Genomic DNA, 26,090 nt, shown 5'->3' with positions numbered 1-26,090 from the left:
ATATTTTTCAATCAGTTAAAATTTTTTAAAACAGAGTTAAAGTTAAATAATCAAAAAAATACAGTAAAGACTTGTGAAGTATTTTTTTAACCCCATTAATTACACACAAACATATTTGTTATAACCAATAATTCTCAGGAGAAAATAAATGAGCATTCGTCCATTACATGATCGCGTAATTGTAAAACGTAAAGAAGTTGAATCTAAATCAGCCGGTGGCATTGTGCTAACAGGCAGTGCAGCAGAAAAATCAACTCGCGCTGAAGTCGTGGCTGTTGGTAAGGGTCGTATTTTAGAAAATGGTGATGTACGCCCATTAGACGTAAAAATTGGTGACCAAGTAATTTTCTCTGAAGGTTACGGTATGAAAGCTGAGAAAATTGACGGCGAAGAAGTATTGATCCTTTCAGAATCAGACATTTTAGCAATTGTTGAGTAAGCTCAATAATTAAGTATTTAATTTGATGTAGAGCATTGCTCCATCTAAATTCACAAAAAATAGGAAGAAATAACATGGCTGCAAAAGACGTATTATTTGGTAACGACGCTAGAGTAAAAATGCTTAGAGGCGTAAACATTTTAGCTGACGCGGTAAAAGTAACATTAGGCCCTAAAGGTCGTAACGTAGTATTAGACAAATCTTTTGGTGGTCCAACGATCACTAAAGATGGTGTAAGTGTTGCTAAAGAAATTGAACTTGAAGACAAGTTTGAAAACATGGGCGCACAAATGGTGAAAGAAGTTGCTTCTAAAGCCAATGATGAAGCAGGTGATGGTACAACTACTGCTACTGTTTTAGCTCAAGCTATTGTTAATGAAGGTTTAAAATCGATTGCTGCGGGTATGAACCCAATGGATCTTAAGCGTGGTATCGATAAAGCAGTAATCGCTGCTGTTGCTGCATTAAAAGACCTTTCTTCACCAGTAACTGATAATAAAGCTATTGAGCAAGTAGGTACTATTTCTGCTAACTCTGATGAAACTGTTGGTAAAATCATTGCAACAGCAATGGATAAAGTAGGCACTGAAGGTGTTATTACTGTTGAAGAAGGTCAAGCGCTAACTGATGAGCTTGATGTTGTTGAAGGTATGCAGTTTGATCGTGGTTACTTATCACCTTACTTTATGACTAACCAAGAAAGTGGCACGGTTGAATTAGAAAATCCATTCATTCTACTTGTTGATAAAAAAGTTGCGAACATTCGTGAATTATTAACGACTTTAGAAGCCGTTGCTAAAGCAGGTAAACCTTTACTTATTATTGCTGAAGATGTTGAAGGCGAAGCATTAGCAACATTAGTTGTTAACAACATGCGCGGTATTGTGAAAGTTGCAGCCGTAAAAGCACCAGGTTTTGGTGATCGTCGTAAAGCAATGTTACAAGATGTAGCTACGCTAACAGGCGGTACTGTTATTTCTGAAGAAATCGGTATGGAACTTGAAAAAGCAACATTAGAAGATTTAGGTCAAGCTAAGCGTGTAATCATTTCTAAAGACAACACCACTATTATTGATGGCGTTGGCGAGGAAGCTGACATTCAAGCACGTGTTGCTCAAATTCGTGGTCAAATTGAAGACTCTTCTTCAGATTACGATAAAGAAAAACTGCAAGAACGTTTAGCTAAATTAGCTGGCGGTGTTGCCGTAATCAAAGTTGGCGCAGCCACTGAAATGGAAATGAAAGAGAAAAAAGCCCGTGTTGAAGATGCATTACATGCAACTCGTGCTGCGGTAGAAGAGGGCGTTGTTGCCGGTGGTGGTGTAGCACTTGTGAGAGTTGCTGAAACTATTAAAGATCTTGAGGGTATTAACGAAGATCAAACACACGGTATTAACGTGGCTATTCGTGCAATGTCTGCTCCATTACGTCAAATTGCAACTAACTCAGGTGACGAAGCATCAGTTGTGTTAAATGAAGTACGTAACGGTAAAGGTAACTATGGTTATAATGCCGGTAACAGCTCTTATGGTGATATGTTAGAAATGGGTATTCTTGACCCAACTAAAGTAACGCGTTCAGCACTTCAGTTTGCTGCATCTGTTGCTGGTTTAATGCTAACTACCGAAGCTATGATCACAGATGCACCAGTTAAAGATGCTGGCGCTCCTGCAATGCCTGATATGGGCGGCATGGGCGGTATGGGTGGAATGGGCGGTATGATGTAGTGCGACGAGAGTCGTGTAGGTCACTAACCTAGCAGGCTACACCGTAAGTGAATGCTAACACATTCACTCACCCCCTGCAAATATAGCAATCGACTCCGGCATTCGGGGGTAAGACCAAATGCCGGACACTTCTTTTAGAAGTGGTCGTGCAATTGTGTTTTACAATTGTAAACGAGACATTCAGTCATCGATCAAAAAAGCAAGAATTTAGTATAAGCCAAACTGATTTTACCGTCAGTAAATCGTGATTTCTATCAGCGAACTATAGAGTAAAATAACTGATCTTTATCAGTTTACTAAATAGAAAACCGGTTTATATATAATTTTTCGCGTCAAAATTGAAAGCAATTTGTATCAGTTTCTCCATTGGAGTATTGATTTGTTATTGTTATTGAAAGAAACGTTTTCAGTTTCGATTAAAGTAGACCTACTGGTGTAAGCCATTAAAGTTATTGTCTCAACATATTCATTTATATGTTAGTGAGACCAACCTTACGACAGGTTGTAGCCTAGGGATAGTGCATTACTGGTAACGGTTTTGTGCGAAGCTTCCTAACAATGTATCTCTGTGAAAGCAGTATTTAAACTCGTGAGAGTAAATATAGTCTGTTAATAATAAACGGGCTGAGAGCTAGGCTAAACAATAGGGCTAACGTATGTGAACTGCTGATAAACACCGTCAACCTCAATAAGCGAAATGTTATTGATACGCTTAAACCAAAAGGTGCGCGGCTGGTTATTTCTTTTACATCTGGAAATACGTCGTCATACAGTCGTCGGTGGACAGGCAGAGCCTAAGTTGTTTATGTAACTTTGATGGAACTCGGTAAGCCCAATTATTCGCTTAATGTGTTTTGTAGTTTAAACATTATTGAGCAGGGGAGCCGTAAGGTGAACTGTTGAGTAAGTGGGTAAAGGAGGTTGGAAAAAGCTAATGCTAGATTGTAATGATTTAGATAGGTGCGAAATGCACTAACTGGAAACGGTGCTGACTTCTAACTGGTCTTTAATCGTGTGATAGACGTGTAAAGCCGTCTTTAATTTGATCCTAACGGGATAAGAAATAATTCTTCCCGTTAGGGGATAATTACGTCTTGTTCTGGTTGGATTATAACTAACAGGAGAAAAGCAAGATGAGTACGGCATTTGTTGTACCTGCGTTCTCCCATCAGGCGCAAAGCTGGCATACCATTAATTGGTATTCAGTTGAGCTTCAGGTGAGAGGGCTACAAGTACGGATCGCGAAGGCGACTAAGCAGCAGCAGTGGCGTAGGGTGAAAACCTTACAACGCATGTTGGTGCGCTCGTTTGCGGCTAAATGTTTAGCCGTTAAACGGGTAACTGAGAATCGAGGCAAAAGGACTGCTGGTGTTGATAGGGAGTTATGGGGTACGCCAAATTGTAAATGGCAGGCTATTTTTCGGTTAAAACGGCATGGGTATAAACCTAAGCCGCTGCGAAGGATTTACATTCCAAAGAGTAACGGTAAACGTCGCCCTTTAGGAATACCGACAATGTTAGATAGGGCTATGCAGGCATTATACCTGTTAGCACTTGAGCCAGTGTCGGAAACCTCCGCAGATCGAAATAGCTATGGCTTTCGACCAATGCGCTCTACGGCTGATGCGATAGAACAATGTTTTGTCAATTTAAGTCGTAAAAGCTCGGCAGAGTGGGTGTTAGAGGGAGATATCAAGGGCTGCTTTGATAACATCAGTCATGACTGGTTACTTGCCAACATAATGTTGGATAAACAAGTACTTAGTAAATGGCTGAAATCGGGATTCATTGAATTCGGTAAGTTAAACCCAACGAATGCAGGTACGCCACAAGGGGGAATTATTTCTCCTGTATTGGCTAATTTGGCGCTTGATGGTTTGGAAGAGGTATTGTATTTCCACTTTGGGAGGAAGAATACTAAAGCCGCCTACAAGACCAAGGTCAATTATGTGAGGTACGCAGATGATTTTATTATTACAGGTATCTCGAAAGAGTTACTTGAGAATGAAGTTAAGCCACTTGTTGAAGCCTTTATGGCTGAGCGTGGTCTTACGTTGTCACCAGAGAAAACGGTGATAACGCATATCAACGATGGGTTTGATTTTCTTGGGCAGAATTTACGAAAATACAGCAATGGCAAGATGTTAATCAAGCCTAGCCGTAAAAGCGTAAAAAGTGTGCTTGGGAAGGTTCGCGATATAGTTAAAAGGCAAAAGACTATTACAGCAGGGTTGCTTATTAGTCAGTTAAATCCAATTCTTCGGGGTTGGGCTAACTACCATCGTCATATTGTGGCGAAGGAAACTTTTAATTATGTGGATTATCGGGTGTGGAAACTTCTGTGGCAATGGTGCCGACGACGACATAATAATCGTCAGAAACGCTGGATTAAAGCTAAGTACTTTAAATCAGTGGGACCAAGAAACTGGACGTTTTCGGGTATTGTTCCTGACGATAGAGTTGTTAGGTTAACGTACACCAATGATATACCGATAAAGCGACACATTAAGATGAAAGCAGAAGCAAATCCGTATGACTTAGCATTTGAGGAATACTTTGAAAAGCGCCAAGAGCGAATTTGGAGAGACTCAATGCAAGGTAAACGAATTTTGTTAATGCTTTGGCTCAGACAGCAGCAATGTTGTGCCATGTGCCGCCACCCGATTACGAAGACAACAGAATGGAATATTCACCATATTGTTGAAAAGGTAAAGGGTGGTAGTGATGAAATGAGTAACTTAGTGTTGTTGCACCCTAATTGTCATAGACAATTGCATGCATCAACCTTATGATTGTTTATTTATAGTACATAAGGAGTTTGAATGTCTTTGGAATCGGATAAAGTCTATGCAGTAATTGCAGATCCCAAAAGAGTTTTGGGACACATTGTTAAAAACGAGTTTTATGGTAAGCACTTTTCTGAACGAGGGCCAATTGATATAAATGCAATGGACGGTTTTGTTTTAGAAGGTTTTACTCTAAGACGTAGTAAAGATGATGAGGTTTTTACTATTGTAGAAGTTGACGATATCGATTAGTTGCTGGTCTGTATTCAGGTATAGACTTATAAAGGCTTGAGCCGTATGCGGGGAAATTCGCACGTACGGTTCTTAGGGGAGGGGTGGCTAGTAATAGCTGCTCCTTACCCGACGTAGATTTTAGCCTAAATCGCTTTTCTAAAAAGCCATAACATGTTGATGTTATGGCTTTTTTATTTCTATTTTTCGTCAAGCTTTAAATGTTTAAGGGCCTAAAGTGGAGTATCAACAATGCCTCCCATATACTTAGCTCTATAAAAACAAAGTGATACTTCATCTATGGGTGGCATATGACGGTTTAAGTTCCGTGTTCATATCAATTAAATAAAGCTAAGAAAGTAATCACAGACTTTTACTTTTATTGTTATGTTTTAGTCAAACTTGAATTACGCGCACATAGTGCGCATAATATGTTCATTAGATGGTTAGGAGTTAATTATGAATATTACTTTAGGTAAAGAATTCGAAAGAAGAATCACAGAGAAAGTATCTGATGGCTTATATACCTCAGCAAGTGAAGTTATCCGTGATGGGTTGAGATTGTTGTTTGAAAAAGACGCAGCTAAAAATCAACAGCTCGAAATATTACGCGAAGAAGTCGCCAAAGGTTTTGAACAGCTAGCAGCGGGCGAATCGTCAAACCACAATGTCATGGATATATTTGAACAAGCCTCTCTTTCAGTAAAACAACACTCTGAAAGTAAGGGCGACAATGCCAACCTATAGGCTTTCTCCTTTAGCAGAAGATGATTTATATAAAATAATCTCTACGACAATTAATTCATGGGGTAATGAGCAAGCAAAAGAGTACGCACAGAATATAGATGCCACCTTAATAAAACTTGCACAATACCCAGATTTCGGTAGAGAAAGAAATGAAGTTTACAATGGTGCTAAAAGCTTTCCTGTAGAAAAGCATAATACAACAGGCGCACAAAGCGCTGGTTGAATTAGTGACGCTTAAACCAGATTTTGCCGATGGATATTTTTTGATGGCGATGGTTAATTTACGTGTTGGACAAATTAAAAAAGCAATTGGTTTACTAGAAAGAACACTATCATTTGGTGATAGTCGGATAGAATATACCGCTCAATTAGCAAAGTGTTATGCAATTACAGGGCAATTAGAGCTTGCTAAAAAAACAGCATTAAGAATTCCACTAAATAGTATAACATTTGCTTTGGATGCTGATACTTTAGGTGTAGCATTAACTCAAGTTGGGTTACATGAATACGCTGTAGAATATTTTGAGCGTGCCTTAACGCTATGTGATACCGATAAACCACAATATTCGCAGTTTTATTATAACTATGGCGTGTGCGCTAAATTCCTAGGTTTATTTACAAAAGCAGAAAGGGCATTTGAACAGGCTATTATACTCAATCCTTTGCACCATCAGAGCCACTTCGCCCTTGCTGATCTAACGAAAGCTAATGTAGATAAAAATCATATAGCAAGATTAGAAAAAATAGCAAAGCAGGTATCAAGTCCTGATGCTCTACTGCATATCGGTCATGCACTTGCAAAAGAATATCAAGATATAGGTGACTTTAATTCGGCCTATTTAGCATTACTGCAAGGAAAGATGGCAAAACATCATCAAGCACCATTTGATAATAATACTTCTAATGAGTTATTTGAGCACATTAAAAAACTGAGTGAAGATAATCAACAGCTTAAAAGTACAGGTAATCCAACATGTGAACCTATCTTTGTATTAGGTATGCCACGTTCAGGAACAACCCTTGTTGAGCGAATTTTATCAAGTCATAGCGATGTGCAATCGGCAGGTGAATTACAAGACTTTGGTTTATGTGTAAAGAAGCTGACTCAAACGCCTTCGCCGCATGTGCTCGATATAGAAACACTTAACCAAGCATACTTACTAAACTACGAACAGTTAGGAAGTAGTTACTTACAATCTACGCGTGTAGTAACTGGAGGAAGTAAACACTTTATAGATAAATTACCATTTAACTTTTATTATATCGACTTAATCACCAAAGCTTTACCAAATGCTAAAATTATTTGTTTGTTACGAGATCCTATGGATACCTGTATTGGCAGTTATCGTCAGTTATTTTCAATTAATAATCCTTACTATAGTTATTCGTTAAATTTACTCGATACTGCCAAGTTTTACAGTCGTTTTCATAAACTCGTTGAGCACTTTCAATCACTTCATAACACTATTAAGCTAGTAAAATATGAAGAGTTAGTGGCGAACCCCGATCAAGAAATAAAAAGCTTAGTGGAATTTTGTGATATAGAATGGCAACACGCTTGTATCGATTTTCATTTAAATGATGCTCCAGTTTCTACGGCAAGCAAAGTACAAGTTCGCCAGCCCCTTAATAATAAAGCTATAGGTCGTTGGCGCGCATTTAAACCTCATACAGATGAAATAGAAAAGTACTTGATAAATAAAGGGGTTATAAAAAGTTAGTTTTAAGTTTAACTAAAGGAGCTATTCGATATCTAATGTCATCACTTCTTTTATGTCATCACTAGTAAAACCTTTGCGTGATAAATAAGCATAGGCCTTAGATTTGTCTTTGTAATCAGATAAATCGTATTTCTTTTTAGCCAATTGCTCTTTACAACTTTGGTGAAAGTCGATGTCTCCGGCCAGGGTCAGTTGGTATAGGGTTTCTTCAAACTCACTCACATCAATAAGGTTTTGCTTGAGTTCATTAAGGATAAGCGTTTGTCCTTTGCCTTTTCGGTATAACTTCATAATTTCAGTGGCAAGCTCAGCTTTTTCAGCTTTTATTGCCATTTTACTGCGTAATGTTGCCTGGGCTGGGTGTTGTGATAACGCTTGATCTATCTGTGAGCGAGAAAAGCCTCGGGTTGTCATTTGAGCGTAAACTTTTTCCTTGCTCGTTCCTTCAAACGTTATATAGCGAGACTGTAGCCGATTACTTGCCATTTCATTGAAATTAATATCTTGTTCTTCAACCACTTGCTCGATTGCTTTTTCAATATCACTTGACGATATCCCACGCATTTTTAATTTGTGTTGTACCGCAGCTTTTCCTATTTCATTGTTAAATGCAGACTCGCAATAACGTATGGTAAATTCAAGGTTATTTTTTAAATAGCCACGCTCTATAAGCTGGGTAATAACAGTCTCTATCCATTCAATGTTTTCCGTTTTTCGCTCTAACTTGCTACGAATTTCAGCAATAGTAAAATCTTGTTGGCTAAGATGCCAATAAGCACTATTAAATACGTTTTCAATGGTTTTGGCTTGTCTAAGTGGCGGTCGTTGCATAAGTCAAATCTTAATTTTAATATTAGCAGTGTCAGTTTAGCAGAAGCTTACCTACATTAAAAAAAGAGTAGATAACGAAAGTGGCGAGTTAAACAAAAAATAGATAATTTTTTAATTACGCAATAAACGATTGCTGCTAATTTCTATCGAAAGGAATTAGCTCAGGCTATTGTTGATAGCTTTTTTCTAAAATAACAGGGCCTGTTCCTTGTGCGGATAATTTATCATCTTCATTGTAGAGGGGACAACTTTTCATAGATAAGCAACCACAGCCTATGCAGCCCGTTAGGTAGTCTCTCATATTTTCCATATAACGAATTCTATCATTCAACTCTTGCTGCCAATTTAAGGCGAGTACAGACCAATCATCAGCAGTGGGTGTTCTATTATCTGGCAAAGTTGATAAAGCTTGTTTGATATTTGCTAAACTTATGCCCATTTTTTGTGCTGCTTTGATCAATGAAACTCGCCGCAACACTTCTTTTTTATATTGACGTTGGTTACCTTGATTTCGCAAGCTGTGAATTAAGCCTTTCTCTTCATAAAAGTGCAGTGCTGATACTTTCACACCGCATCGCTTTGCGACTTTCCCTACCGTTAAATTTGCTTCTTCCATATTGCCTCCAAAATAAATGAATAAAACACTTTACCTCAACTTAACTTGAGGTTTTATAGTGGCATCATCTTTAAGAAATAGGAAGTAAACAATATGAGGTTAGAACATATAAATTTAGTAGTCAGCGACATTAAAGAGTCACTGCGTTTTTATCAAGCAGCGTTACCACATTGGAAAATTAGAAGTGAAGGGGTTAATCAGTGGTCTGGTGTAGAGCGTAATTGGCTGCATTTTGGTGATGATTATCAATACATTGCGCTGAATGATAATGGCATTGGTGAAAACCGTGATTTAAGTGGTCATCAAGTTGGGCTAGCGCATTTTTCGTTTGTAACAAATAACCTTGAGGCGGTAATTCTTCGTTTAAAAAAAGTTGGCTTTGAAATAGCTAAACCGGGGGCTGTTAATACGTTTAGAAAAAATGTTTATTTTTTAGACTCTAATGGTTATGAAATTGAATTTGTTCAATATTTGAGTGATTTACCAGAAGAGCGAAATAATGATGATTAGTGCTTTACTTTCGTTGAGCGACGCTGAACTTAATAAATTTATAACTATGATACAGGACATTAGGAACGATAGATGACAGATACTATTGCTGTTTTTGCTAGTGCAAGATCAAATGGAAATACTAAAAAATTAATAGATTGGATTAGTGGCGAGTTAGCTATTGATGTAATTGATCTTTCAGAAAAAAATATTTCTCCTTACGATTATAAGCATAACAATGCTAATGATGATTTTATGTCGGTGATGAATAACATTTTACAGTATAAAAAAATCATTTTTGCTACACCTATTTATTGGTACGCTGCTAGCGCGCAGATGAAAGTTTTTATTGATAGAACGACTGATTTATTAGAGCGGGAAGAATTAAAAGACCTTGGGCATCAGTTGCGTAATAAAACCAGTTATGTGGTTTGTACATCGGCGAGCATAGAGGCTGATTGTGATTTTTTAGCTACATTTAGCAAGACATTTTATTATTTAGGGATTGATTATCAAGGCTATATCCATGCCGATTGCCAAAATGGCTTTATTGCCGATAAATATAGTGCAGATGTTGTTGAGTTTATTAAGCTGGTTAGATATGAAGCTTGTTAAATGGTAAGTCTGAAATAAAGTAACTCTGATTGTGCCAATACTTTAAAACTTAGATGCTGTAAGTATTGGCACAATATTAACGTTTTCTTATTCATGTTATAGTTGAGCGATAGAATCCCGATTGATAAGTGCTGGTTCAAAAGAGTGATTAATTGTTAAGTTTTTCTGTTGATAAACATTTTTTAAAACTAATTTTGCCGCCATATGTCCCATGTCATAAACAGGGTTATCAATTGTTGTTAGTTTTGGGTAAATGTGGCGCGAAAAGATAATATTATCAAAGCCTATAATGGATAAATCTTGCGGTAAGGCAAAGCCATGTTCGCGCGCATAAGTCATTGCCCCTGAGGCCATTTCATCATTAGCACAAACTAAAGCTGTGAAAGCCAGTTTTTTAGTTAAAAACTGTTTAAGTCCGGCTTTACCACCCGTTTCTTTGAAGTCTCCTTCAAAATATAGTTCGTCATTGAATGCTAAGTTATGTTCAGAAAGAGCACGTTTATGACCTATAAGTCTGTCTTTTGAATCAGGCTTAAATTTTGGACCAGAAATGTAAGCAATTTGAGTATGCCCTTTATCAATAAGTGCTTTAGCGGCAAGGTAGCCGCCAAGTTCATTATCTAGATAAATACAATTTTCTTCTAGTTCAGGGATTATTTTACTCATGAAGTAGATGGGCGTACTGCCTTTTGAAAGGTTGATGATATACTCATCAGTCAAACCTTCTAGATGGACGATCAACGCATCACAATTACGAGATATTAAAAAGTCGATGCCTTCTTTTTCTCTATCTTCTTCACTGTGTCCAGTGGTGATAATAACGTGCTTACCTGCCGCTCTTAGTTCAGATTCAATACCTGCCATCATCTGACCAAAGAAGGGGCCATGCAATTCAGAAACTAAAATACCAACGCTGTTTGTACGGTTAGAGGCTAACGATTGAGCAATAGAATTCGGGCGGTAACCTAGTTCTGACATAGCTTCTTCAACTTTCTTACGTGTTTTGTCACTAACGCGAGTATTATTATTAATAACACGTGAAACCGTAGCTAGTGAAACACCTGCCAAGCTTGATACTTCATAAATTGTCGCCATGTTAACCTTACAATATGTGATCCGTCATTAAATGATGGCTTCAAAAAAAAAGCGATTTTAGCATAATAAACAAAGCTTAAACTAGTTGAATCTATATGACTCTATAATAAATAATTACAGAGCCTAGCGAGAGTTCTCATGCGCTCACACTAAGGCTCGCCTTTTAGTTAAATCGTCACTAATCTGTTTATTGTTGGTACTTGAAAGAGGGTAAATCATCATTAATGCAGCACCTGCGAATGCGAATGCAGCAGGAATCCAACTCATCAGTAATTGCATACCTGGTAAAGATGCTTCAATAGTTGATTTATCCATGCCATCGTAGCCATAACCAGCAAGCACCACTAACACCAGCGCACCAGCAAAGCCGCCACCGGTTTTTTGAACAAAAGTGCCGGCAGAATAAATTAAACCTGTCGCACGACGTCCATTTTTCCACTCAGAGTAATCGGCTGAATCACCTAGCATGGTGAAATATAATGTTGGCATAATAGCCGCAAAAAACTCAGCAACGCCGCCTAACACAAAAATAGCCGTAAGGTTACCTCGAGGCACCCAATAAAAAGCTGCTGTTAGCATGCCACTTAGCATAAGTGACACAATAAATAATTTACGTTTACCTAATTTTTTTGCTAAATAACTTGTTGATAATGCTCCTAATATAGAGGCTAGTAATAATATAACAAAATACTTTCCTGCTAACAGTTCACTTCCCACATGGTATTTAAAGTAGTAGGCAATAGTGCCATATTTAATGCCGTTAAATAGCATGGTTATAAAGCCCATACCAAGTAATATTAACCAAGGTTTGTTGGTTAATAAATCAACCATATCTCTTTGTGTACCACTTAAATCCTCTGGGGTATTATTGAGTAACTTCTTAATAATTAGCCACATGGAACCCATTATTATCACGAAAAATATTCCGCTATAGAGGTCTCGATAATAGAAGAATAATGTCATGGCTAATAACGGTAGAATAATAAAAGGAAGGTTTTTACTTAAGTCAATTAATTCAGATTTTAGGTTATTAGATTTATCAAGGTTGGGTATTACACGTTCTTTTGTTGTAGCGAATGTTGTCACCATTAATAAAATTAAAATTACGGCAAAAAGATACATAGTATATTGATAACCTTGAGCATCATTACCAGCACCAAAATAAGCAACTAAATCAGGTAGAAACCCCATTACAAGTAATCCACCTGCAAATGCACCCGCAAAACGGAAACCGGATAAGCTAGTTCGTTCAGTATCACTTGGTGTCATTACTCCCATTAAGGCGGAATAGGGCACGTTATTTACTGTATAGGCAAGCGTTAAACCTATGTAGGTAATATAGGCATAAACCAACTTTCCTGTATAACTTAAATCCGGTGTGGTAAAGCTTAATACCATGAATAATGCTAATAAGGGGGTTGACCATAATATCCAAGGCCTAAACTTCCCCCAACGAGTTGTGGTCCTGTCTGCGATCATCCCCATAATAATGTCGGTTACCCCATCAGACAGGCGTACCACCAAAAATAACATGGCAGCGGCTGCTGCGGTTAGGCCAAAAGTATCAGTATAAAAAACGGCTAAGTAGGCTAAAGCGCCACGCCAAACTAAGTTAGCTGCGGCATCGCCCATGGCGTAACCTATTTTTTCGTAAAAGGGGAGTTTAGTCATCTGATTACCTATCATTTTTATTTTTGGATTCAGGATTGATCATTTTATTCTTTAGTTGGGCTAGTTATTACAATGTAATATTGAGGAAACTGGCAAGAACCTTCAGTTTATCTACTAGTTATTAATGCTTTATATGCTAAACCACTATTTTTAATTGTTCTTACTTGGCTATCGTAATCCACATAAACAATACCAAAACGTTTTAAGTAGCCTTCAGCCCATTCAAAATTGTCCATTAAGCTCCAAGCAAAATATCCTTTTATATCTACACCATGCTCTATCGCGTCATTAATAGCATTTAAGTGAAGCTGATAATATTCTATCCGATCAGTGTCGTTAACTACGCCTTCAACTATTTTGTCATCAATAGCTGCACCATTTTCAGTGATATAAATTGGTGGTAAGGTGTATTTTTCATTTAATGAAACTAATAACTCATTTAAGGCTTTTGGGTATATTTCCCAGCCAATATCTGTTCTTGGTTCAGGTGGCTCTATCTGAAAAAAATGTTCTTTGTCGTCAGCACGGTATATAGCACGTGTATAAAAATTAACACCTAAAAAGTCTGTTGGATGAGAAATAATAGCCATATCCCCGTCTTTAATATCAGGCTGATGTTCAGTCGGTAATTGCGCTAATATGCTAGGGTATTCACCATCGTATATTGGCTTAATATACCATTGATTAAAATAATCGTCTGCAAATTCAGTGGCTACTTTATCCGCTTGCGAATCAGATTCTGGATAACAAGGCGTAAAGTTAAGAACAATGCCATTTTTGGATTTTGGACTGTTTTTTGTTAAGACAGCCATGGCTAAACCATGAGCAAGTAATAAATGATGAGCAGCCTTTCTACCAAACTCTTTACCTACTTTTCCTGGCGCGTGAATACCTACTTCATAGCCTAAAAATGAACTACAAAAAGGTTCGTTAAGGGTTGCATAAGAATAAACACGATCGCCAAAAGCTTGGCTAATTAGATTTACATAATCTCTAAATTTATAAGCGGTTTCTCTATTTAACCAGCCACCTTCATCTTCTAGGTGTTGTGGTAAATCCCAATGATAAAGCGTTACAAAAGCTTTGATGTTTTTGGCTTTTAGTGCATCCAGAATAGCTAAATAGTAATTAACACCGTCTGGGTTTAATTCTCCTGACTTTGTCATAACTCTTGGCCAAGAAATTGATAAACGGTATGCGTCAACGCCAAGTGATTCAATTAACGCTATGTCTTGTTGCCATAAATTAAAATGGTCACATGCTATTAAACCGTTAGAGCCATCAATAACTTTGTTGGGGGTGTTACAAAATGTATCCCAAATGCAGGGTAATCGATCATCTGCACCACCTTCTATTTGAAATGAAGCTGTTGCTACACCATAGATAAAATCTTTTGTCAGCATTGCTGAATTGAGGGGAAGAGATAGTTTAGCTGTCATTGTAAATTGTACCTACATAGTAAAGTTTATTCGGGTAACTTATCTTCACCCTTAACGAAATACGCTGTTAAAACACTTGATAAAATAGTTTAGATCGTTTCTAATCAACAAATGAAAGCGCTTACATTTAAGGTTAGTGGTTTCTGTAACCTAGGTCAACCACTTTATTTATTATTCTGTTTATTTGTTTCTAACAGTTTGATATTGAAAGTATCGTTTTGAAATATTGATATACGTAAACACAGCTAAGTATTGTTTAAAGCTACTGCTAAATTACTTAGTGATAATACTTATAAGAAAATTTACGAGGGGAAATTATGACAATACTATCAAGTTCGCCAGGTTCAACGGCAAATATAAATTCGCAACACAAGCCCGATTATCGGTTTGCCTTAACATCTCTGACATCGCTTTTTTTTATGTGGGGTTTTATTACTTGTTTAAATGATATTTTAATACCTCATTTAAAAGGGGTTTTTTCGTTAACTTATAGCCAAGCAATGTTGATACAGTTTTGCTTTTTTGGTGCCTACTTTCTTGTTTCTTTACCAGCAGGAGTGATCGTTAAAAAGCTCGGTTATCAGAAGGGCATTGTTGGTGGATTAGTGATCGCTGCTATTGGTTGTTTATGTTTTTATCCTGCGGCAGCTATGCACAGTTATTCTATATTTTTAATGGCTTTATTTGTACTGGCTAGCGGTATTACATTATTACAAGTGTCGGCTAATCCTTATGTTAGCATGTTAGGCGAAGCTAAAACGGCATCCTCTCGATTAAATATGACTCAAGCGTTTAATGCTTTGGGTACTACCGTGGCACCCTTTTTTGGTGCTTTTTTAATATTAAATCAAGCGGCAGAGTCTCTTTCACCACAAGCTTCCGCTGAGTCTGTTCAAATGCCTTATATTTTTCTCGCTGCGATGTTACTAACACTGGCTGCTATTTTCATTTGGTTAAAGCTACCAGACTTATCATCAGTGGAAGCTGAGCAGCAAATAAACATTACCGATAAGGAAGGTAGTGCATGGCAATATAGTCACTTGGTGCTAGGCGCTATAGGTATTTTTGTTTATGTTGGCGCTGAAGTTTCCATTGGGAGTTTTTTGGTTAGCTTTTTCGCCGATCCAACAATTGCAGGGTTAGAAGAATCTCAAGCTGCAAAGTATATTGCGTACTATTGGGGTGGGGCTATGGTAGGACGCTTTATTGGTGCGGCAGTAATGCAAAAGGTTTCTGCAGGTAACGTCTTGTTTTTCAATGCTAATGTTGCAGTTATTCTGATTGTCTTAGCTGTTTTTTCCTCTGGTACACTTGCTATGGTCTCGATTTTATTTGTTGGATTGTGCAATTCAATTATGTTCCCAACTATTTTTAGTTTAGCTATTCAAGGGTTAGGAAAACACACTAGCCAAGGCTCTGGTATTTTATGCTTAGCAATTGTCGGTGGTGCGATAATTCCGCTATTTCAAGGCATGTTAGCTGATAATATCGGAGTGCAACTTTCATTTTTATTGCCTATTGTGTGTTATTTATTTATTGCTTATTACGGAATATTTGGCAGTAAGATCAAGCAATAGCTGAACAAGTCATTACTCTGATACACAGTTGTGAGAATATTCATCATTAAATGAGAAAGACATCATGCAAAAATTAATAACACAATAAAGAACTAAAATGACTATGTTGAGGTTGGTAGTAATCTCAATGCTAGCAGGCTGTAATGAAGATAATGTCGACTTATCAATGGGCTGTGGTGATGTTTGCCAAGGCTAAGTTGATATAATATAAGCCTTATTGGCATTAAAAGAGGAGTACTTAAATATAGGTTTACAGTGTTTTGAAAAAATGGGACTAAACTGGCGAAAGCAACACTGCCATTTGCGTTATCTATCGCGTTAAAACTGACGATCGATTTGATTAATGTTGCTCTCAATAAAAAAGATATTGATGCGGTTAATGCCTCTTATGATTAAGCGAAGGCTTCAGTTATTAGAACATAATGGTGTATTTTACCTTTAATCATTATGAATAAGGCAGGCTTTTTCTGTTCTATATTCCTGTATTTGCAGTGAGAACGGTAAGCACAAGGAAACTAAGTTTACACAAGGTCGACCTAAGCGGTAAACTTAGTTTTCTCTTTCTAATCGCAAATAAGTCTACTGGTTTTAGGCCTTACAATATTTATCTAAAAACTCTGCGTGACTAGGTAACTTCTCAACAGCATTAGCAATTGAGTTTTTCATGCTATGCATAAAGTGCTCTAATTCCTTATCATTCATTACTTCAGCTATTGTATGATATTGTTCTGGTATTATTCCTTGGCCAATTAATACTTGAGTCCATGAATCAACCCTGAATATATCTCCATCATCTAAAAATACACGACCAGTTTCTTTAAACAGCTTTATTTTATGCTGTAAAGAAGGAGGAATTTCCATTGTTTTACAATGTAACCAGAAATCAGTATCTTCGCGTTCGGTTGTTTTATAGTGTAAAACAATAAAGTCACGAACAGCATTTAGCTCTGAATCAAGCTTACTATTGTATTCGTCAATAGTTGATTGGCAGATGCCTTCAAATGGAAACAAACGTAATAAGCGGATCACACCAGACATTATTAAATGAATACTTGTTGATTCCAGCGGTTCGATAAAACCACTTGATAAGCCTAAAGCGACACAATTTTTATTCCAACCCTTGCGACGTCGACCGGTGTTAAATTTTATCACTCTAGGCTCGGTAATCATTTCCCCTTCAATATTCTGTTTCAATGTTGCTATTGCTTCTTCGTCAGAGCAATATTTACTACAAAAAACAAGCCCGTTGCCAACACGATTTTGCAAAGGTATTTGCCATTGCCAACCACTATTATGTGCAATGGCGCGGGTATAGGGTTTTGGCGCTGATACTGTTTTAGTTTGCACTGCTACAGCACTATCACAAGGTAACCAATGCGACCAATGATCAAATCCAGTATGAAGCGCTTGTTCAATTAAAAGTCCACGAAAGCCGGTACAATCGATAAAGAAATCGCCTTCTACCACTTGCCCTGAGGCTAAAGTGAGTGAACTTATATTCCCCGTTTTACTATCTTTATTGACTTGTTGAATCTTTCCTTCGAGACGAGTAACCCCTAAATTCTCACTAAATTTTCGTAAATATTTTGCATACAGGGTAGCGTCAAGATGGTAAGCATAATTTATTGGAGTATTATTTAATAATGCGAATTTATTTGCTTTTGCTGCTTGTAGTTCATAACAATAATCACCAAAGTCGGCCTTTATTCCTTTACGAAGACCATGTAACCAAAAATGGTGAAATTCACCAGCCCAACACTCTTTACCTGTGGCGCCAAAAGAGTGAATATATTTTGAATTTTGCAGACCCCAGTTTTCAAATTCTATACCGAGTTTAAAAGTAGCGTTGGTTGCTCGCATTATTTCTTGTTCATTAATGCCAAGTAATTTGTGAAATGTTTTGATCGGAGGTATTGTGGCTTCTCCTACGCCAACAGTAGAGATTTCATCTGACTCAACTAATGTGATATTTAGGTTTTTTCCGATCAGTTTTGCAAATGCTGCTGCTGCCATCCAACCTGCCGTGCCACCACCAGCAATTACAACATTTTTTATTTTATCTTTCATGGTTCATTACCTCTTTCATCAACTGTTCCCTTAGCTCTAGGATAAACAAACAAAATACTTGTTGGGTTATTTGATTGTTCAATACTGGGCGATAGCTATAATTCCTCTGATAATCCAGCTAGCTAGTCTTGTGCCGATAAGCGTAATTTCTTGATAATTTTGTCTAAACGACTTTCTATAGAGTATTAGAATTACTGCTATGCGTAAAATAATAAATGCCGTGTAAATACACAGCATTTATAAGATCTAGCTAATGAACTGAATTACATTAAGTTAGAAAGTATAGCGAGCACCTATCGCATAACGCGCTTCTTGCTCAGCTAAATTCCATAGTTGTACTGCTGTACGGCCATGAATTCGAGTGTCTTCGCCAGTAATGTTGATTCCTTCTATAAAGACAGACATATTTTCATTCACTTGATAAGCTACATTAAAGTCAATTTGGGCATACTCTTCAGTATAAGCTGGCTCATTAATGTATCTGGCTTGTGAATTTAAGAAGTCATCACGCCAGTTGTAGGCTAATCTTGCTTGAAAATTATCTTTTTCATACATTAATACTAGGTTGGCAGTATCACTTAAACCAACAAGTGCAAACTGAGTTATTTTTGGATCTGCATTGTTATCAAAGCCAACGTCACCAGATACGGTTGTGTAGTTTGCTTGAATGCCAAAGCCTGTTTCGCCAAAGAAGTGTTGTACTGCTATTTCAAAGCCGTTGATCTTAGCTTCTTTGTTGTTAACAAACTTAGTTACAGTAAAGTCCATTAAAGGATCATCGCTATTTGGCATAACATCATAATCTACTTCAAACTGTTCAGCTGGCATTGAAAAATAATCAACATTATTTTCAGTTGCAGCCACCATGGCAAATAAGTTGCTATCAGTTAACTCTTCACCTAATTCAGCTAAGGCTAACATCGCTGCTTGAGCACGAGGGCCAGCAGTTGCATCACGTAAACCGTAAACATTTTCTACAACTGGTTGACGACCTGCAAAGTTACTAACGCGTTTTTCATAGTAACCAATTGACACATAACTTGTATCGTCAAAATACCATTCAGCTGATAAGTCAATGTTATCTGATTCTAGTGGTACTAAACCTGGATCACCACTAGACGCTGTACCCAGTTGAGCACCTGGTAAAGTGGTAGGGGCAGAAGGGCCACTAACATCAGCTGCCGCTGCACTTAATTGATCATAAGTAGGACGCGCAATGGTTTTACTGAAAGAGAAACGTGTTACTACGTTATCTATAACTTCTATATCAAAATCAAAGCTTGGTAATATGTGATCGTATCCAGCTTTGGCTGAGAAGTCTTGCATTCCTTCGCCAAAACGTACGTTAAAATCTTGGTTACCTTCCCATGCTACGGCATTGGGTAGGGCAACATTAGCTGAAGAGGTGATATCCGTACTTTCAAAGCGTAAACCAGCAGAGATATTGTATGGACGACCGCCTAGTTCACCAGCAAGATCAAGTTGGAAAAATGCAGCGGTAATATCTTCTTTTATTGTACGGTTAGTTGCTGCTGCACCATTGGCTATGAAATCAAACCCATATGCTCCCGCAGCCCACTCACCGACTTGCGAAGCGCTACCAGTAAAGCCTTGATTAAAAGCACCACTTTTATCAAAGTCATTAATTTCACTAGTAAAGTCAATTGGTGTTAAATAGTTATCCGGTAATTCACCCGGGTTTTCAATGCCCCAGTTACCCATAGTGTGGCGTGTTAAACTTTGTATAGAATGACTTTCCATAGATCGAGATTCAATACCAAATTCTATGCTACCTTCTTCGAACTGGTAAGCACCAATAACACGAAATTCATCAATTTCAGTTTTTTGAGATGAAGCACGCATATCAAGTATTGAAGTACCTACGTCATCTTGATCAAGGATACCATTACAGTTTAAGCCTCTACGTTCATCACAATCATCAAAATCAACATGCATAATTGGATATTCTTTACTATAGTCAACACTTTGACCTGCAACTATGTTTGCACCTAAGCCTGTATTTACCCATGATCCATATGACGCATCAGGAGCGCTCTCAGCACTTGAGCTGTGACCATCAAAAGTTAACGTGAAATAATCATTAACATCGTATTGAATGTTTAAACCAATTGAATCATTTTCGTTAACTTGGTTAAGTTCTTGTAATGCTAAGCCTAAATCTCTTGGTGCTTGATCTCTACGTTCTTCGTTAAAATCTACCGGAGTAGTTGATATTTGATCATCAAAACCTAAGCTGGTTTTATATACGTCCATCCAAATAGATTGCTCAGCACGTGCTTGAAAAGTATCTTGTTTTGAATAAGTATAATCTAGTGTTGCTGTTAGTGCTTCAACGGGTCTAAATTGTAAGGTTAATTGAGCATTCGTACGTTCGCGTTCTTGATCAGAAATAAAGTATCGTAAATCTGATGGCATTGAATAAACTTGTCCAATATCTGGTTCATTAATAAGTTGAATATCACTTGCTGCTTGCGGAATTGTGCCATCATAAAGACTAGTTCGCCATTCGTTGACAAAAGCACCTGAAGTCGAGCTATCGCGTTTTTGTGAGTTTATTGATAGGGAAGCACCAAACTTTTCTTCATCATCAGTCCAGCTGAATAAGCCTGATAACTCTGGCGTAACATCATTACCCACACGATTACTTGTATCTATTAGGGCTTTCGCACCAACACTAACATGCGTACCTGGATTATCTAGTGGTTTACCCGTTACTATATTAATAACAGCACCAATACCACCAGTTGCTGTGTTAGCTCTACCTGTTTTATAAACTGAAACCGATTTAACCGCATCGGAAGCTAGATTTGAGAATTCAAAGGCGCGTGAGTTTGATACACCACCACCACCAGGTAGGCTTGATGCTGGCATAGTACGGCCATTTAATGTGACCATGTTGTAATCTGGGCCGAAACCACGGACTGTTACTTTACTTCCTTCACCATTGTCTCGGTCAATAGAAACACCGGTAATACGTTGCAGTGATTCAGCTAAGTTCGTATCTGGGAACTTACCAATATCTTCTGCTGAAATAGCGTCAACTACACCAGAAGCATCACGTTTGAGTCGTGTTGATTCTTTTATACTTGAACGCATACCTGTAACAGTAATAACTTCTACGCTATCTTCAGCTTGGCTTACTTCTTCTGCCGATATAGCAGGCAGTGCTGTAGCACCTAATATTAACGATAAGCTTGTTGCTACTTTTGTTTTAATAAATCTTTTCTGATTCATGACTTTCTCCCACAAGTTTACATATTTTATAATTATTTATTTTAGTAAACGCTCCATTTGTTATATCAGTATCGTGTGTAAGAGGATATATTACAAATAAATGAAAGCGCTTACATTGAAGTTAGAGTATTAAGTTAATAAGGTCAATAATTATTTTTATAATTCGATAATTTTTTGGCAATATCTTTTAATAGTAAATTACTTTTATAAAATAAATTATATTATCTAATTTAAATAATTTATTTATAATCAGTAGGTTGAATGTTTTCTTTATTTGTTTTTGTAAATGTTGGTTGTTTTTATAAGTAATATGAATTAATTTGTAAGCGCTTACATTGTTATTGTTGTATGGTTAGAATCTGAGTAAATAGTGATTTTATTTATCCTTAGATGCATTTCAATTTTAAGTGAAAACGAAGTAGCTGATAATTCAATAAAGGTATAAAAATGTGAATACTAAACTTACTTTGAAAGAAAAAATCGCATACGCCTGTGGTGACGTGGCATCCAATTTTTATTGGCGTGTTTTTGATGTGTTTTTATTTATTTTTTATACCGATGTTTTTGGAATTTCAGCGGCAGCTGTTGGTACCTTAATGTTAGTTACTCGGTTAATCGATGCCTTTTCTGATCCATTAATGGGGGCTTTAGCTGATCGTACTAAAACCCGTTTCGGTAAATTTAGGCCTTATTTATTATGGGGCATTATTCCTATTGTTGCGGCTGGCGTATTAACATTTACGGTACCAGACACGAGTGAGGGGAATAAATTGATATGGGCTTATGGCACTTATATTTTTATGATGTTGGCCTATACATTTATCAATGTGCCATATGGAGCCTTACTTGGTGTGATAACCAGTAATACACAACAACGTACTACGTTAACTAGTTTTCGTTTTATTGGGGCGTTTTCTGGCGGTAGCCTAGTTGTGTACCTTACACCTGAGTTGGTTGAATATTTAGGGCGCGGTAATGAAGCATTAGGTTGGCAACTTACGATGGGCTTATATGGTTGTATTGCCGCAGCTTTATTTATCGTTACTTTTTATGGAACGAAAGAACGTATCGCGCCTCCTCCGGAACAGAAAACACCAATATTGCAAGACATTAAAGATTTAGGGCAAAACAAACCTTGGTTAGTACTATTTGCGCTAGCACTTATTATCATGATTACAATTTCACTACGAGCGAGCTCAGGGACTTTTTATTTTAAGTATTATGTTCAGCGTCCTGATTTAATTGGTAGCTTCGCTATGGTTTATATGATCGCATTAGCAATAGGCGCAGCTTCAACGCCATTGTTAACGCGATTTTTCGATAAACGTAAATTACTCATTATGTTAATTAGTATCGTAGCGATACTATCTACAGCATTTTATTTTATACCTAGTGACAATATTACATTGATGTTTGTACTGCAAATCATGATTGGTTTAGCGCTAGGGCCTAAATCACCGTTAGTTTTCTCTATGTATGCTGATACGGCTGACTTCTCTCAATGGCAAACAGGAAGAAGAGCGACGGCAATGATATTTTCAGCAGCAGCTTTTGCACAGAAGCTAGGAGGGGCGCTTGCGGGTGCAACTATAGGTTGGTTATTAGCTTCACTTGGCTATGTTGCTAACCAAACGCAAACAGGAGCATCAGAGCAAGGTATTGTGCTATTACTAACGATTATTCCTGCCGTATTTGCTGCATTGGCTGTGCCGTTAATTATGCTTTATCCATTAGATGATAAAACGTTAGAGCATATTCAAAAGGAGTTGGCGCAAATAAGTGCTAATTCAACAGATGGTTTAACAGGCAAAAAGGTTATGCTCAATGAATAATATAAATAACAATCATAAAATAGAAGACGCAACCGTTAAACTCGATTGCCCTATTAGTATGCCTAAAGCGAGTGGCTTCTTATGGAATAAGCGAATGGTTTTGCAAGTAAACTGTCGAGGCTATGTTAATGCTCAGTTTATGCAGCCTGAGCCAAGAAAATATTCTTATGCACCCAACATAGAAGAGAAAACTTTTATTCAGCCTGAGCACAGTTATTTTAGTCACCATCCAGGTCGTTTTTTTTATATTAAAGATGAAGATCAGCAACAAAGTTTTTCAGTACCTTATGAGCCAATGAGGGTAAAGTTAGCTAAGTTTAGCTTTGTACAAAGTGCGAGTGAAATTTATTGGTTAATAGAACACCTTGAATTAAAAATAAAAATCTCATTAAGTTTAACGGCCAATGATGTTGTTGAGCGTTGGTCATTATCCGTTGAGAATTTAAGGAAAGGTGAAGGTAAACGAAATATCAGTATATACCCTTATTTTTCTATTGGTTATATGTCTTGGATGAATCAATCAGCTACCTTTGACGAACAGCTAAACAGTATTGTTGCTACTGCAGTAACCCCTTATCAAAAAGTTGAACAGTATTTTAAAAATAAAGAATTAAAAGATAAAACCTTTTTAATTGCAGATAAAAAACCTACGTCTTGGCATACGAACCAAGCTACATTTGAAGGAGAGGGGGGATTACATTCTCCTGATGCACTAAAGTTTTTACAATTAAGTAATAACGATGCTCGATATGAAACACCTGTGGCTATTTATCAATACCGAGAGTCTTTAGGTGAAAATCAATCGGTTAATTATCAGTTTTTATTTGGACCAGCCAAAGACAATACTGAAATTGCACAAATAAGAGATCGCTACTTAAATAGCTCAAACGCTCGAAAGGCTCAACAAGAATATGACGATTATATTGCTCAAGGAAAAGCTTGTTTAACAATTAATACTGATAATACAGAGTTTGATGACTTTGTAAATCACTGGCTCCCCAGACAAATGTTTTATCATGGTGATGTTAATCGACTAAGTACTGACCCACAAACACGTAATTATATTCAAGATAATATGGGAATGTGTTACATCGATCCAACGGTTGCTCGTCAAGCATTCGTTTTAGCCTTATCTCAACAACACAGCAATGGTGCTATGCCTGATGGTATTTTGTTACATGCCCAAGCTGAGCTTAAGTATATCAATCAAGTTCCTCATGCCGACCATTGTGTGTGGCTACCAATATGTTTAGCGGTATACCTTAATGAAACGGGAGATGTCGATTTATTAACAACCCCAATAGCTTTTTCTGATTCAGATACACCTAAACTTTTCAGTGAACATATTGACTTAGCACTTAACTGGTTAGTCAAGGCGACAGATCACCGAGGCTTAAGTTTAATCGAACAAGGTGATTGGTGTGATCCTATGAATATGGTGGGCTATAAAGGTAAAGGTGTCTCAAGTTGGCTTTCATTAGCAACCGCTTATGCATTAAATACTTGGTGCGATTTATGTGAAGAATATGGTATTCAAATTCCGTTGAACAAGCTTACCGAGTATCGGCTTGCCGCGAATACTATTAATGAGTCAGTTAACACTTATTTTTGGCATGAACAGTGGTTTGCTCGAGGTATTACTGACAATGATCGCCTCTTTGGTACGGTTAATGACGAAGAGGGTAAGATATATTTAAACCCACAAAGCTGGGCAATGCTCAGTGGTGCAGCCTCGGCAGAGCAGCAACAACTGATGATTGCCGCTATTTCTGAACAGTTAATGACACCTTATGGTGTAATGATGCTAGCACCGAGCTATACCAAAATGGTCGAGGATATTGGGAGAATTACTCAAAAGCATCCTGGCGTTTCTGAAAACGGCTCCGTTTATAATCATGCTGCAATTTTTTATGCTTATAGCCTATATCAAGCTGGCGAAAACGATCTTGCTTTTGAAGTGCTAAGTAAAATTTTACCCTCAAAAGCATTAGCGGCTAAAAGTGGTCAATTATCAATCTTTGTGCCTAATTACTATCGTGGCGCTTATCAGCAGTACCCAGAAAAAGCAGGGCGCTCAAGTCAATTATTTAATACTGGTACACTGGCTTGGTTATACCGGTGCTTAGTAGAAGAGCTGTGTGGATTAAAAGGTGGCAATGGCGGGTTATATATTGCTCCTAAATTGCCAAGTCATTTGAATAAAATATCAGGACAACGCATGTTTCGTGGTGCAATTATTCATTTTATTATTGAAAAATCAACGCAAATTACTGAGATTGAAGCGTATATAGATGGTGAACAAGTCGTAGATAATAAGTTAACAATACGCGGTAATAATGCAACTTATCAATTGAGCGTATTGGTACCTGCTCATGATTAATATCTTAAGTAGAAATAAAAAGCCGCAATTTTTTAGTAAGCCTCACTTGTTTATTGTGATGGGGGTTAGTGGCTCAGGTAAAACAGGGATTAGTCAAAAGTTGGTTAACGATTTAAATACGCAAGGCGAGTATGAATTTCTTGATGCTGACGATTTTCATTCCTCGGAAGCAATAGCGCTAATGGCTGCTAACTTACCGCTTAATGATGCGATGAGAAAACCTTGGGTAGAAGCTATTATAAGTAAACTTATTAAGTTATCTAAACAGAACAAAAACGTGGTATTAGCCTTTTCTGGTCTGAAGTATCAACATCGAAAAATTTTCAGAACACTTGAGTTCAAATGTCATTTTTATTATTTAAGTGCGGACTTTAATACGATAAAAAAACGTATGTTAAGCCGCGAGAATCATTTTTTTAAAGTGGAGTTATTAACAAGTCAATTTGCCGCGATGGAAGAAGAACGAAATGATGAGAAAGATATTACTAAGCTTGATGTAAATGGCACTTTTGATGAGGTATATCAACAGGTTTATCAGCTAGTTATGCAGGAGTTAAGTAATGATTAGACAA

The 26,090-nt window shown here is 37.3% G+C and carries 20 protein-coding genes; 13 read left to right on the top strand and 7 right to left on the bottom strand.

Annotated features, from left to right (window positions below):
* Positions 1 to 148: 148 nt before the first annotated feature.
* The 7 genes from Q4503_RS03910 to Q4503_RS03880 all read left to right on the top strand — a co-directional run bounded on the left by Q4503_RS03910 (position 149) and on the right by Q4503_RS03880 (position 7,651).
* Positions 149 to 439, top strand: coding sequence for a co-chaperone GroES (locus tag Q4503_RS03910; RefSeq protein WP_215972217.1), 291 nt, complete (start codon positions 149 to 151; stop codon positions 437 to 439).
* A gap of 74 nt (positions 440 to 513) precedes the next feature.
* Positions 514 to 2,166 carry a chaperonin GroEL gene (groL, locus tag Q4503_RS03905; RefSeq protein ID WP_215972216.1) on the top strand — a complete coding sequence of 551 codons (1,653 nt, stop codon included), beginning with the start codon at positions 514 to 516 and terminating at the stop codon, positions 2,164 to 2,166.
* Between the two features lie 1,133 nt (positions 2,167 to 3,299).
* Positions 3,300 to 4,958, top strand: a complete 1,659-nt coding sequence (gene ltrA / locus Q4503_RS03900; RefSeq protein ID WP_303601432.1) for a group II intron reverse transcriptase/maturase — start codon at positions 3,300 to 3,302, stop codon at positions 4,956 to 4,958.
* Between the two features lie 30 nt (positions 4,959 to 4,988).
* Complete coding sequence (locus tag Q4503_RS03895; protein WP_303601431.1) at positions 4,989 to 5,204, top strand: hypothetical protein; 216 nt, start codon at positions 4,989 to 4,991, stop codon at positions 5,202 to 5,204.
* A 438-nt stretch (positions 5,205 to 5,642) separates the two neighbouring features.
* Positions 5,643 to 5,930 (top strand): type II toxin-antitoxin system ParD family antitoxin, encoded by a 288-nt coding sequence (locus Q4503_RS03890; protein WP_303601430.1) that lies wholly within the window; start codon positions 5,643 to 5,645, stop codon positions 5,928 to 5,930.
* Entirely contained in the window at positions 5,917 to 6,153 is a 237-nt protein-coding gene (locus Q4503_RS03885; RefSeq protein ID WP_303601429.1) for a type II toxin-antitoxin system RelE/ParE family toxin, read from the top strand. The genes Q4503_RS03890 and Q4503_RS03885 overlap by 14 nt, the downstream gene beginning before the upstream one ends.
* On the top strand, positions 6,122 to 7,651 hold the full coding sequence (locus Q4503_RS03880; protein WP_303601490.1) for a sulfotransferase: 1,530 nt from the start codon (positions 6,122 to 6,124) through the stop codon (positions 7,649 to 7,651). Before Q4503_RS03885 ends, Q4503_RS03880 begins: the two co-directional genes overlap by 32 nt.
* Before the next feature lie 21 nt (positions 7,652 to 7,672).
* Here Q4503_RS03880 and Q4503_RS03875 read toward each other — a convergent pair whose 3' ends face one another.
* Both Q4503_RS03875 and soxR read right to left on the bottom strand, forming a co-directional pair.
* On the bottom strand, positions 7,673 to 8,482 hold the full coding sequence (locus tag Q4503_RS03875) for a RecX family transcriptional regulator (RefSeq protein ID WP_303601428.1): 810 nt from the start codon (positions 8,480 to 8,482) through the stop codon (positions 7,673 to 7,675).
* Between the two features lie 166 nt (positions 8,483 to 8,648).
* Entirely contained in the window at positions 8,649 to 9,098 is a 450-nt protein-coding gene (gene soxR / locus Q4503_RS03870; protein WP_303601427.1) for a redox-sensitive transcriptional activator SoxR, read from the bottom strand.
* A 93-nt stretch (positions 9,099 to 9,191) separates the two neighbouring features.
* Here soxR and Q4503_RS03865 point away from each other — a divergent pair, with 93 nt between their 5' ends.
* Positions 9,192 to 9,608: a VOC family protein gene (locus tag Q4503_RS03865; RefSeq protein WP_303601426.1), complete on the top strand. Its 417-nt coding sequence runs from the start codon at positions 9,192 to 9,194 to the stop codon at positions 9,606 to 9,608.
* Between the two features lie 72 nt (positions 9,609 to 9,680).
* The gene (locus Q4503_RS03860) at positions 9,681 to 10,202 is read left to right on the top strand and encodes a flavodoxin family protein (RefSeq protein WP_303601425.1); all 522 of its coding nucleotides are present in this window, start codon (positions 9,681 to 9,683) and stop codon (positions 10,200 to 10,202) included.
* 96 nt (positions 10,203 to 10,298) lie between these two features.
* On the opposite strand, the gene Q4503_RS03855 is transcribed toward Q4503_RS03860, so the two are convergent.
* The 3 genes from Q4503_RS03855 to Q4503_RS03845 all read right to left on the bottom strand — a co-directional run bounded on the left by Q4503_RS03855 (position 10,299) and on the right by Q4503_RS03845 (position 14,407).
* On the bottom strand, positions 10,299 to 11,297 hold the full coding sequence (locus Q4503_RS03855; protein WP_215972208.1) for a LacI family DNA-binding transcriptional regulator: 999 nt from the start codon (positions 11,295 to 11,297) through the stop codon (positions 10,299 to 10,301).
* Positions 11,298 to 11,441: 144 nt separating this feature from the next.
* Positions 11,442 to 12,968, bottom strand: coding sequence for an MFS transporter (locus Q4503_RS03850; RefSeq protein ID WP_303601424.1), 1,527 nt, complete (start codon positions 12,966 to 12,968; stop codon positions 11,442 to 11,444).
* 107 nt (positions 12,969 to 13,075) lie between these two features.
* Complete coding sequence (locus Q4503_RS03845) at positions 13,076 to 14,407, bottom strand: GH1 family beta-glucosidase (protein ID WP_303601423.1); 1,332 nt, start codon at positions 14,405 to 14,407, stop codon at positions 13,076 to 13,078.
* A 317-nt stretch (positions 14,408 to 14,724) separates the two neighbouring features.
* Here Q4503_RS03845 and Q4503_RS03840 point away from each other — a divergent pair, with 317 nt between their 5' ends.
* A complete protein-coding gene (locus Q4503_RS03840) occupies positions 14,725 to 15,984 on the top strand; it encodes a sugar MFS transporter (protein ID WP_215972205.1) in 1,260 nt (419 codons plus the stop codon).
* 588 nt (positions 15,985 to 16,572) lie between these two features.
* On the opposite strand, the gene Q4503_RS03835 is transcribed toward Q4503_RS03840, so the two are convergent.
* Together Q4503_RS03835 and Q4503_RS03830 are read right to left on the bottom strand one after the other, a co-directional pair.
* On the bottom strand, positions 16,573 to 18,051 hold the full coding sequence (locus tag Q4503_RS03835) for a tryptophan halogenase family protein (RefSeq protein ID WP_303601422.1): 1,479 nt from the start codon (positions 18,049 to 18,051) through the stop codon (positions 16,573 to 16,575).
* A 273-nt stretch (positions 18,052 to 18,324) separates the two neighbouring features.
* Positions 18,325 to 21,306, bottom strand: coding sequence for a TonB-dependent receptor (locus Q4503_RS03830; RefSeq protein WP_303601421.1), 2,982 nt, complete (start codon positions 21,304 to 21,306; stop codon positions 18,325 to 18,327).
* Between the two features lie 449 nt (positions 21,307 to 21,755).
* Between Q4503_RS03830 and Q4503_RS03825 the strand changes: the two genes are divergently transcribed.
* Genes Q4503_RS03825 through Q4503_RS03815 form a run of 3 tightly spaced genes read left to right on the top strand, consistent with a single transcriptional unit; the run spans position 21,756 to position 26,086 of the window.
* Positions 21,756 to 23,138 carry an MFS transporter gene (locus tag Q4503_RS03825; RefSeq protein ID WP_215972202.1) on the top strand — a complete coding sequence of 461 codons (1,383 nt, stop codon included), beginning with the start codon at positions 21,756 to 21,758 and terminating at the stop codon, positions 23,136 to 23,138.
* Positions 23,131 to 25,518 (top strand): NdvB protein, encoded by a 2,388-nt coding sequence (locus Q4503_RS03820; RefSeq protein WP_303601420.1) that lies wholly within the window; start codon positions 23,131 to 23,133, stop codon positions 25,516 to 25,518. The genes Q4503_RS03825 and Q4503_RS03820 overlap by 8 nt, the downstream gene beginning before the upstream one ends.
* Positions 25,511 to 26,086, top strand: coding sequence for a gluconokinase (locus Q4503_RS03815; RefSeq protein ID WP_303601419.1), 576 nt, complete (start codon positions 25,511 to 25,513; stop codon positions 26,084 to 26,086). Before Q4503_RS03820 ends, Q4503_RS03815 begins: the two co-directional genes overlap by 8 nt.
* The last annotated feature ends 4 nt before the right edge of the window (positions 26,087 to 26,090 follow it).

This window comes from Colwellia sp. 6_MG-2023 (assembly GCF_030547765.1).
GTDB lineage: Bacteria > Pseudomonadota > Gammaproteobacteria > Enterobacterales > Alteromonadaceae > Colwellia.
Note: the sequence above shows the minus strand (reverse complement) of the source record. Positions and strands in the feature narration are given on the sequence as shown.

Excerpts from the sequence above, each read along its gene's own strand:
- Q4503_RS03895 (WP_303601431.1), top strand. The coding sequence starts at position 4,989 with ATGTCTTTGGAATCGGATAAAGTCTATGCAGTAATTGCAGATCCCAAA.
- Q4503_RS03820 (WP_303601420.1), top strand. The coding sequence starts at position 23,131 with ATGAATAATATAAATAACAATCATAAAATAGAAGACGCAACCGTTAAA.
- Q4503_RS03860 (WP_303601425.1), top strand. The coding sequence starts at position 9,681 with ATGACAGATACTATTGCTGTTTTTGCTAGTGCAAGATCAAATGGAAAT.
- Q4503_RS03890 (WP_303601430.1), top strand. The coding sequence starts at position 5,643 with ATGAATATTACTTTAGGTAAAGAATTCGAAAGAAGAATCACAGAGAAA.
- Q4503_RS03885 (WP_303601429.1), top strand. The coding sequence starts at position 5,917 with ATGCCAACCTATAGGCTTTCTCCTTTAGCAGAAGATGATTTATATAAA.
- Q4503_RS03850 (WP_303601424.1), bottom strand. The coding sequence starts at position 12,968 with ATGACTAAACTCCCCTTTTACGAAAAAATAGGTTACGCCATGGGCGAT.
- Q4503_RS03815 (WP_303601419.1), top strand. The coding sequence starts at position 25,511 with ATGATTAATATCTTAAGTAGAAATAAAAAGCCGCAATTTTTTAGTAAG.
- Q4503_RS03875 (WP_303601428.1), bottom strand. The coding sequence starts at position 8,482 with ATGCAACGACCGCCACTTAGACAAGCCAAAACCATTGAAAACGTATTT.
- Q4503_RS03830 (WP_303601421.1), bottom strand. The coding sequence starts at position 21,306 with ATGAATCAGAAAAGATTTATTAAAACAAAAGTAGCAACAAGCTTATCG.
- Q4503_RS03840 (WP_215972205.1), top strand. The coding sequence starts at position 14,725 with ATGACAATACTATCAAGTTCGCCAGGTTCAACGGCAAATATAAATTCG.
- Q4503_RS03865 (WP_303601426.1), top strand. The coding sequence starts at position 9,192 with ATGAGGTTAGAACATATAAATTTAGTAGTCAGCGACATTAAAGAGTCA.
- soxR (WP_303601427.1), bottom strand. The coding sequence starts at position 9,098 with ATGGAAGAAGCAAATTTAACGGTAGGGAAAGTCGCAAAGCGATGCGGT.
- ltrA (WP_303601432.1), top strand. The coding sequence starts at position 3,300 with ATGAGTACGGCATTTGTTGTACCTGCGTTCTCCCATCAGGCGCAAAGC.
- Q4503_RS03855 (WP_215972208.1), bottom strand. The coding sequence starts at position 11,297 with ATGGCGACAATTTATGAAGTATCAAGCTTGGCAGGTGTTTCACTAGCT.
- Q4503_RS03845 (WP_303601423.1), bottom strand. The coding sequence starts at position 14,407 with ATGACAGCTAAACTATCTCTTCCCCTCAATTCAGCAATGCTGACAAAA.
- Q4503_RS03835 (WP_303601422.1), bottom strand. The coding sequence starts at position 18,051 with ATGAAAGATAAAATAAAAAATGTTGTAATTGCTGGTGGTGGCACGGCA.
- Q4503_RS03910 (WP_215972217.1), top strand. The coding sequence starts at position 149 with ATGAGCATTCGTCCATTACATGATCGCGTAATTGTAAAACGTAAAGAA.
- groL (WP_215972216.1), top strand. The coding sequence starts at position 514 with ATGGCTGCAAAAGACGTATTATTTGGTAACGACGCTAGAGTAAAAATG.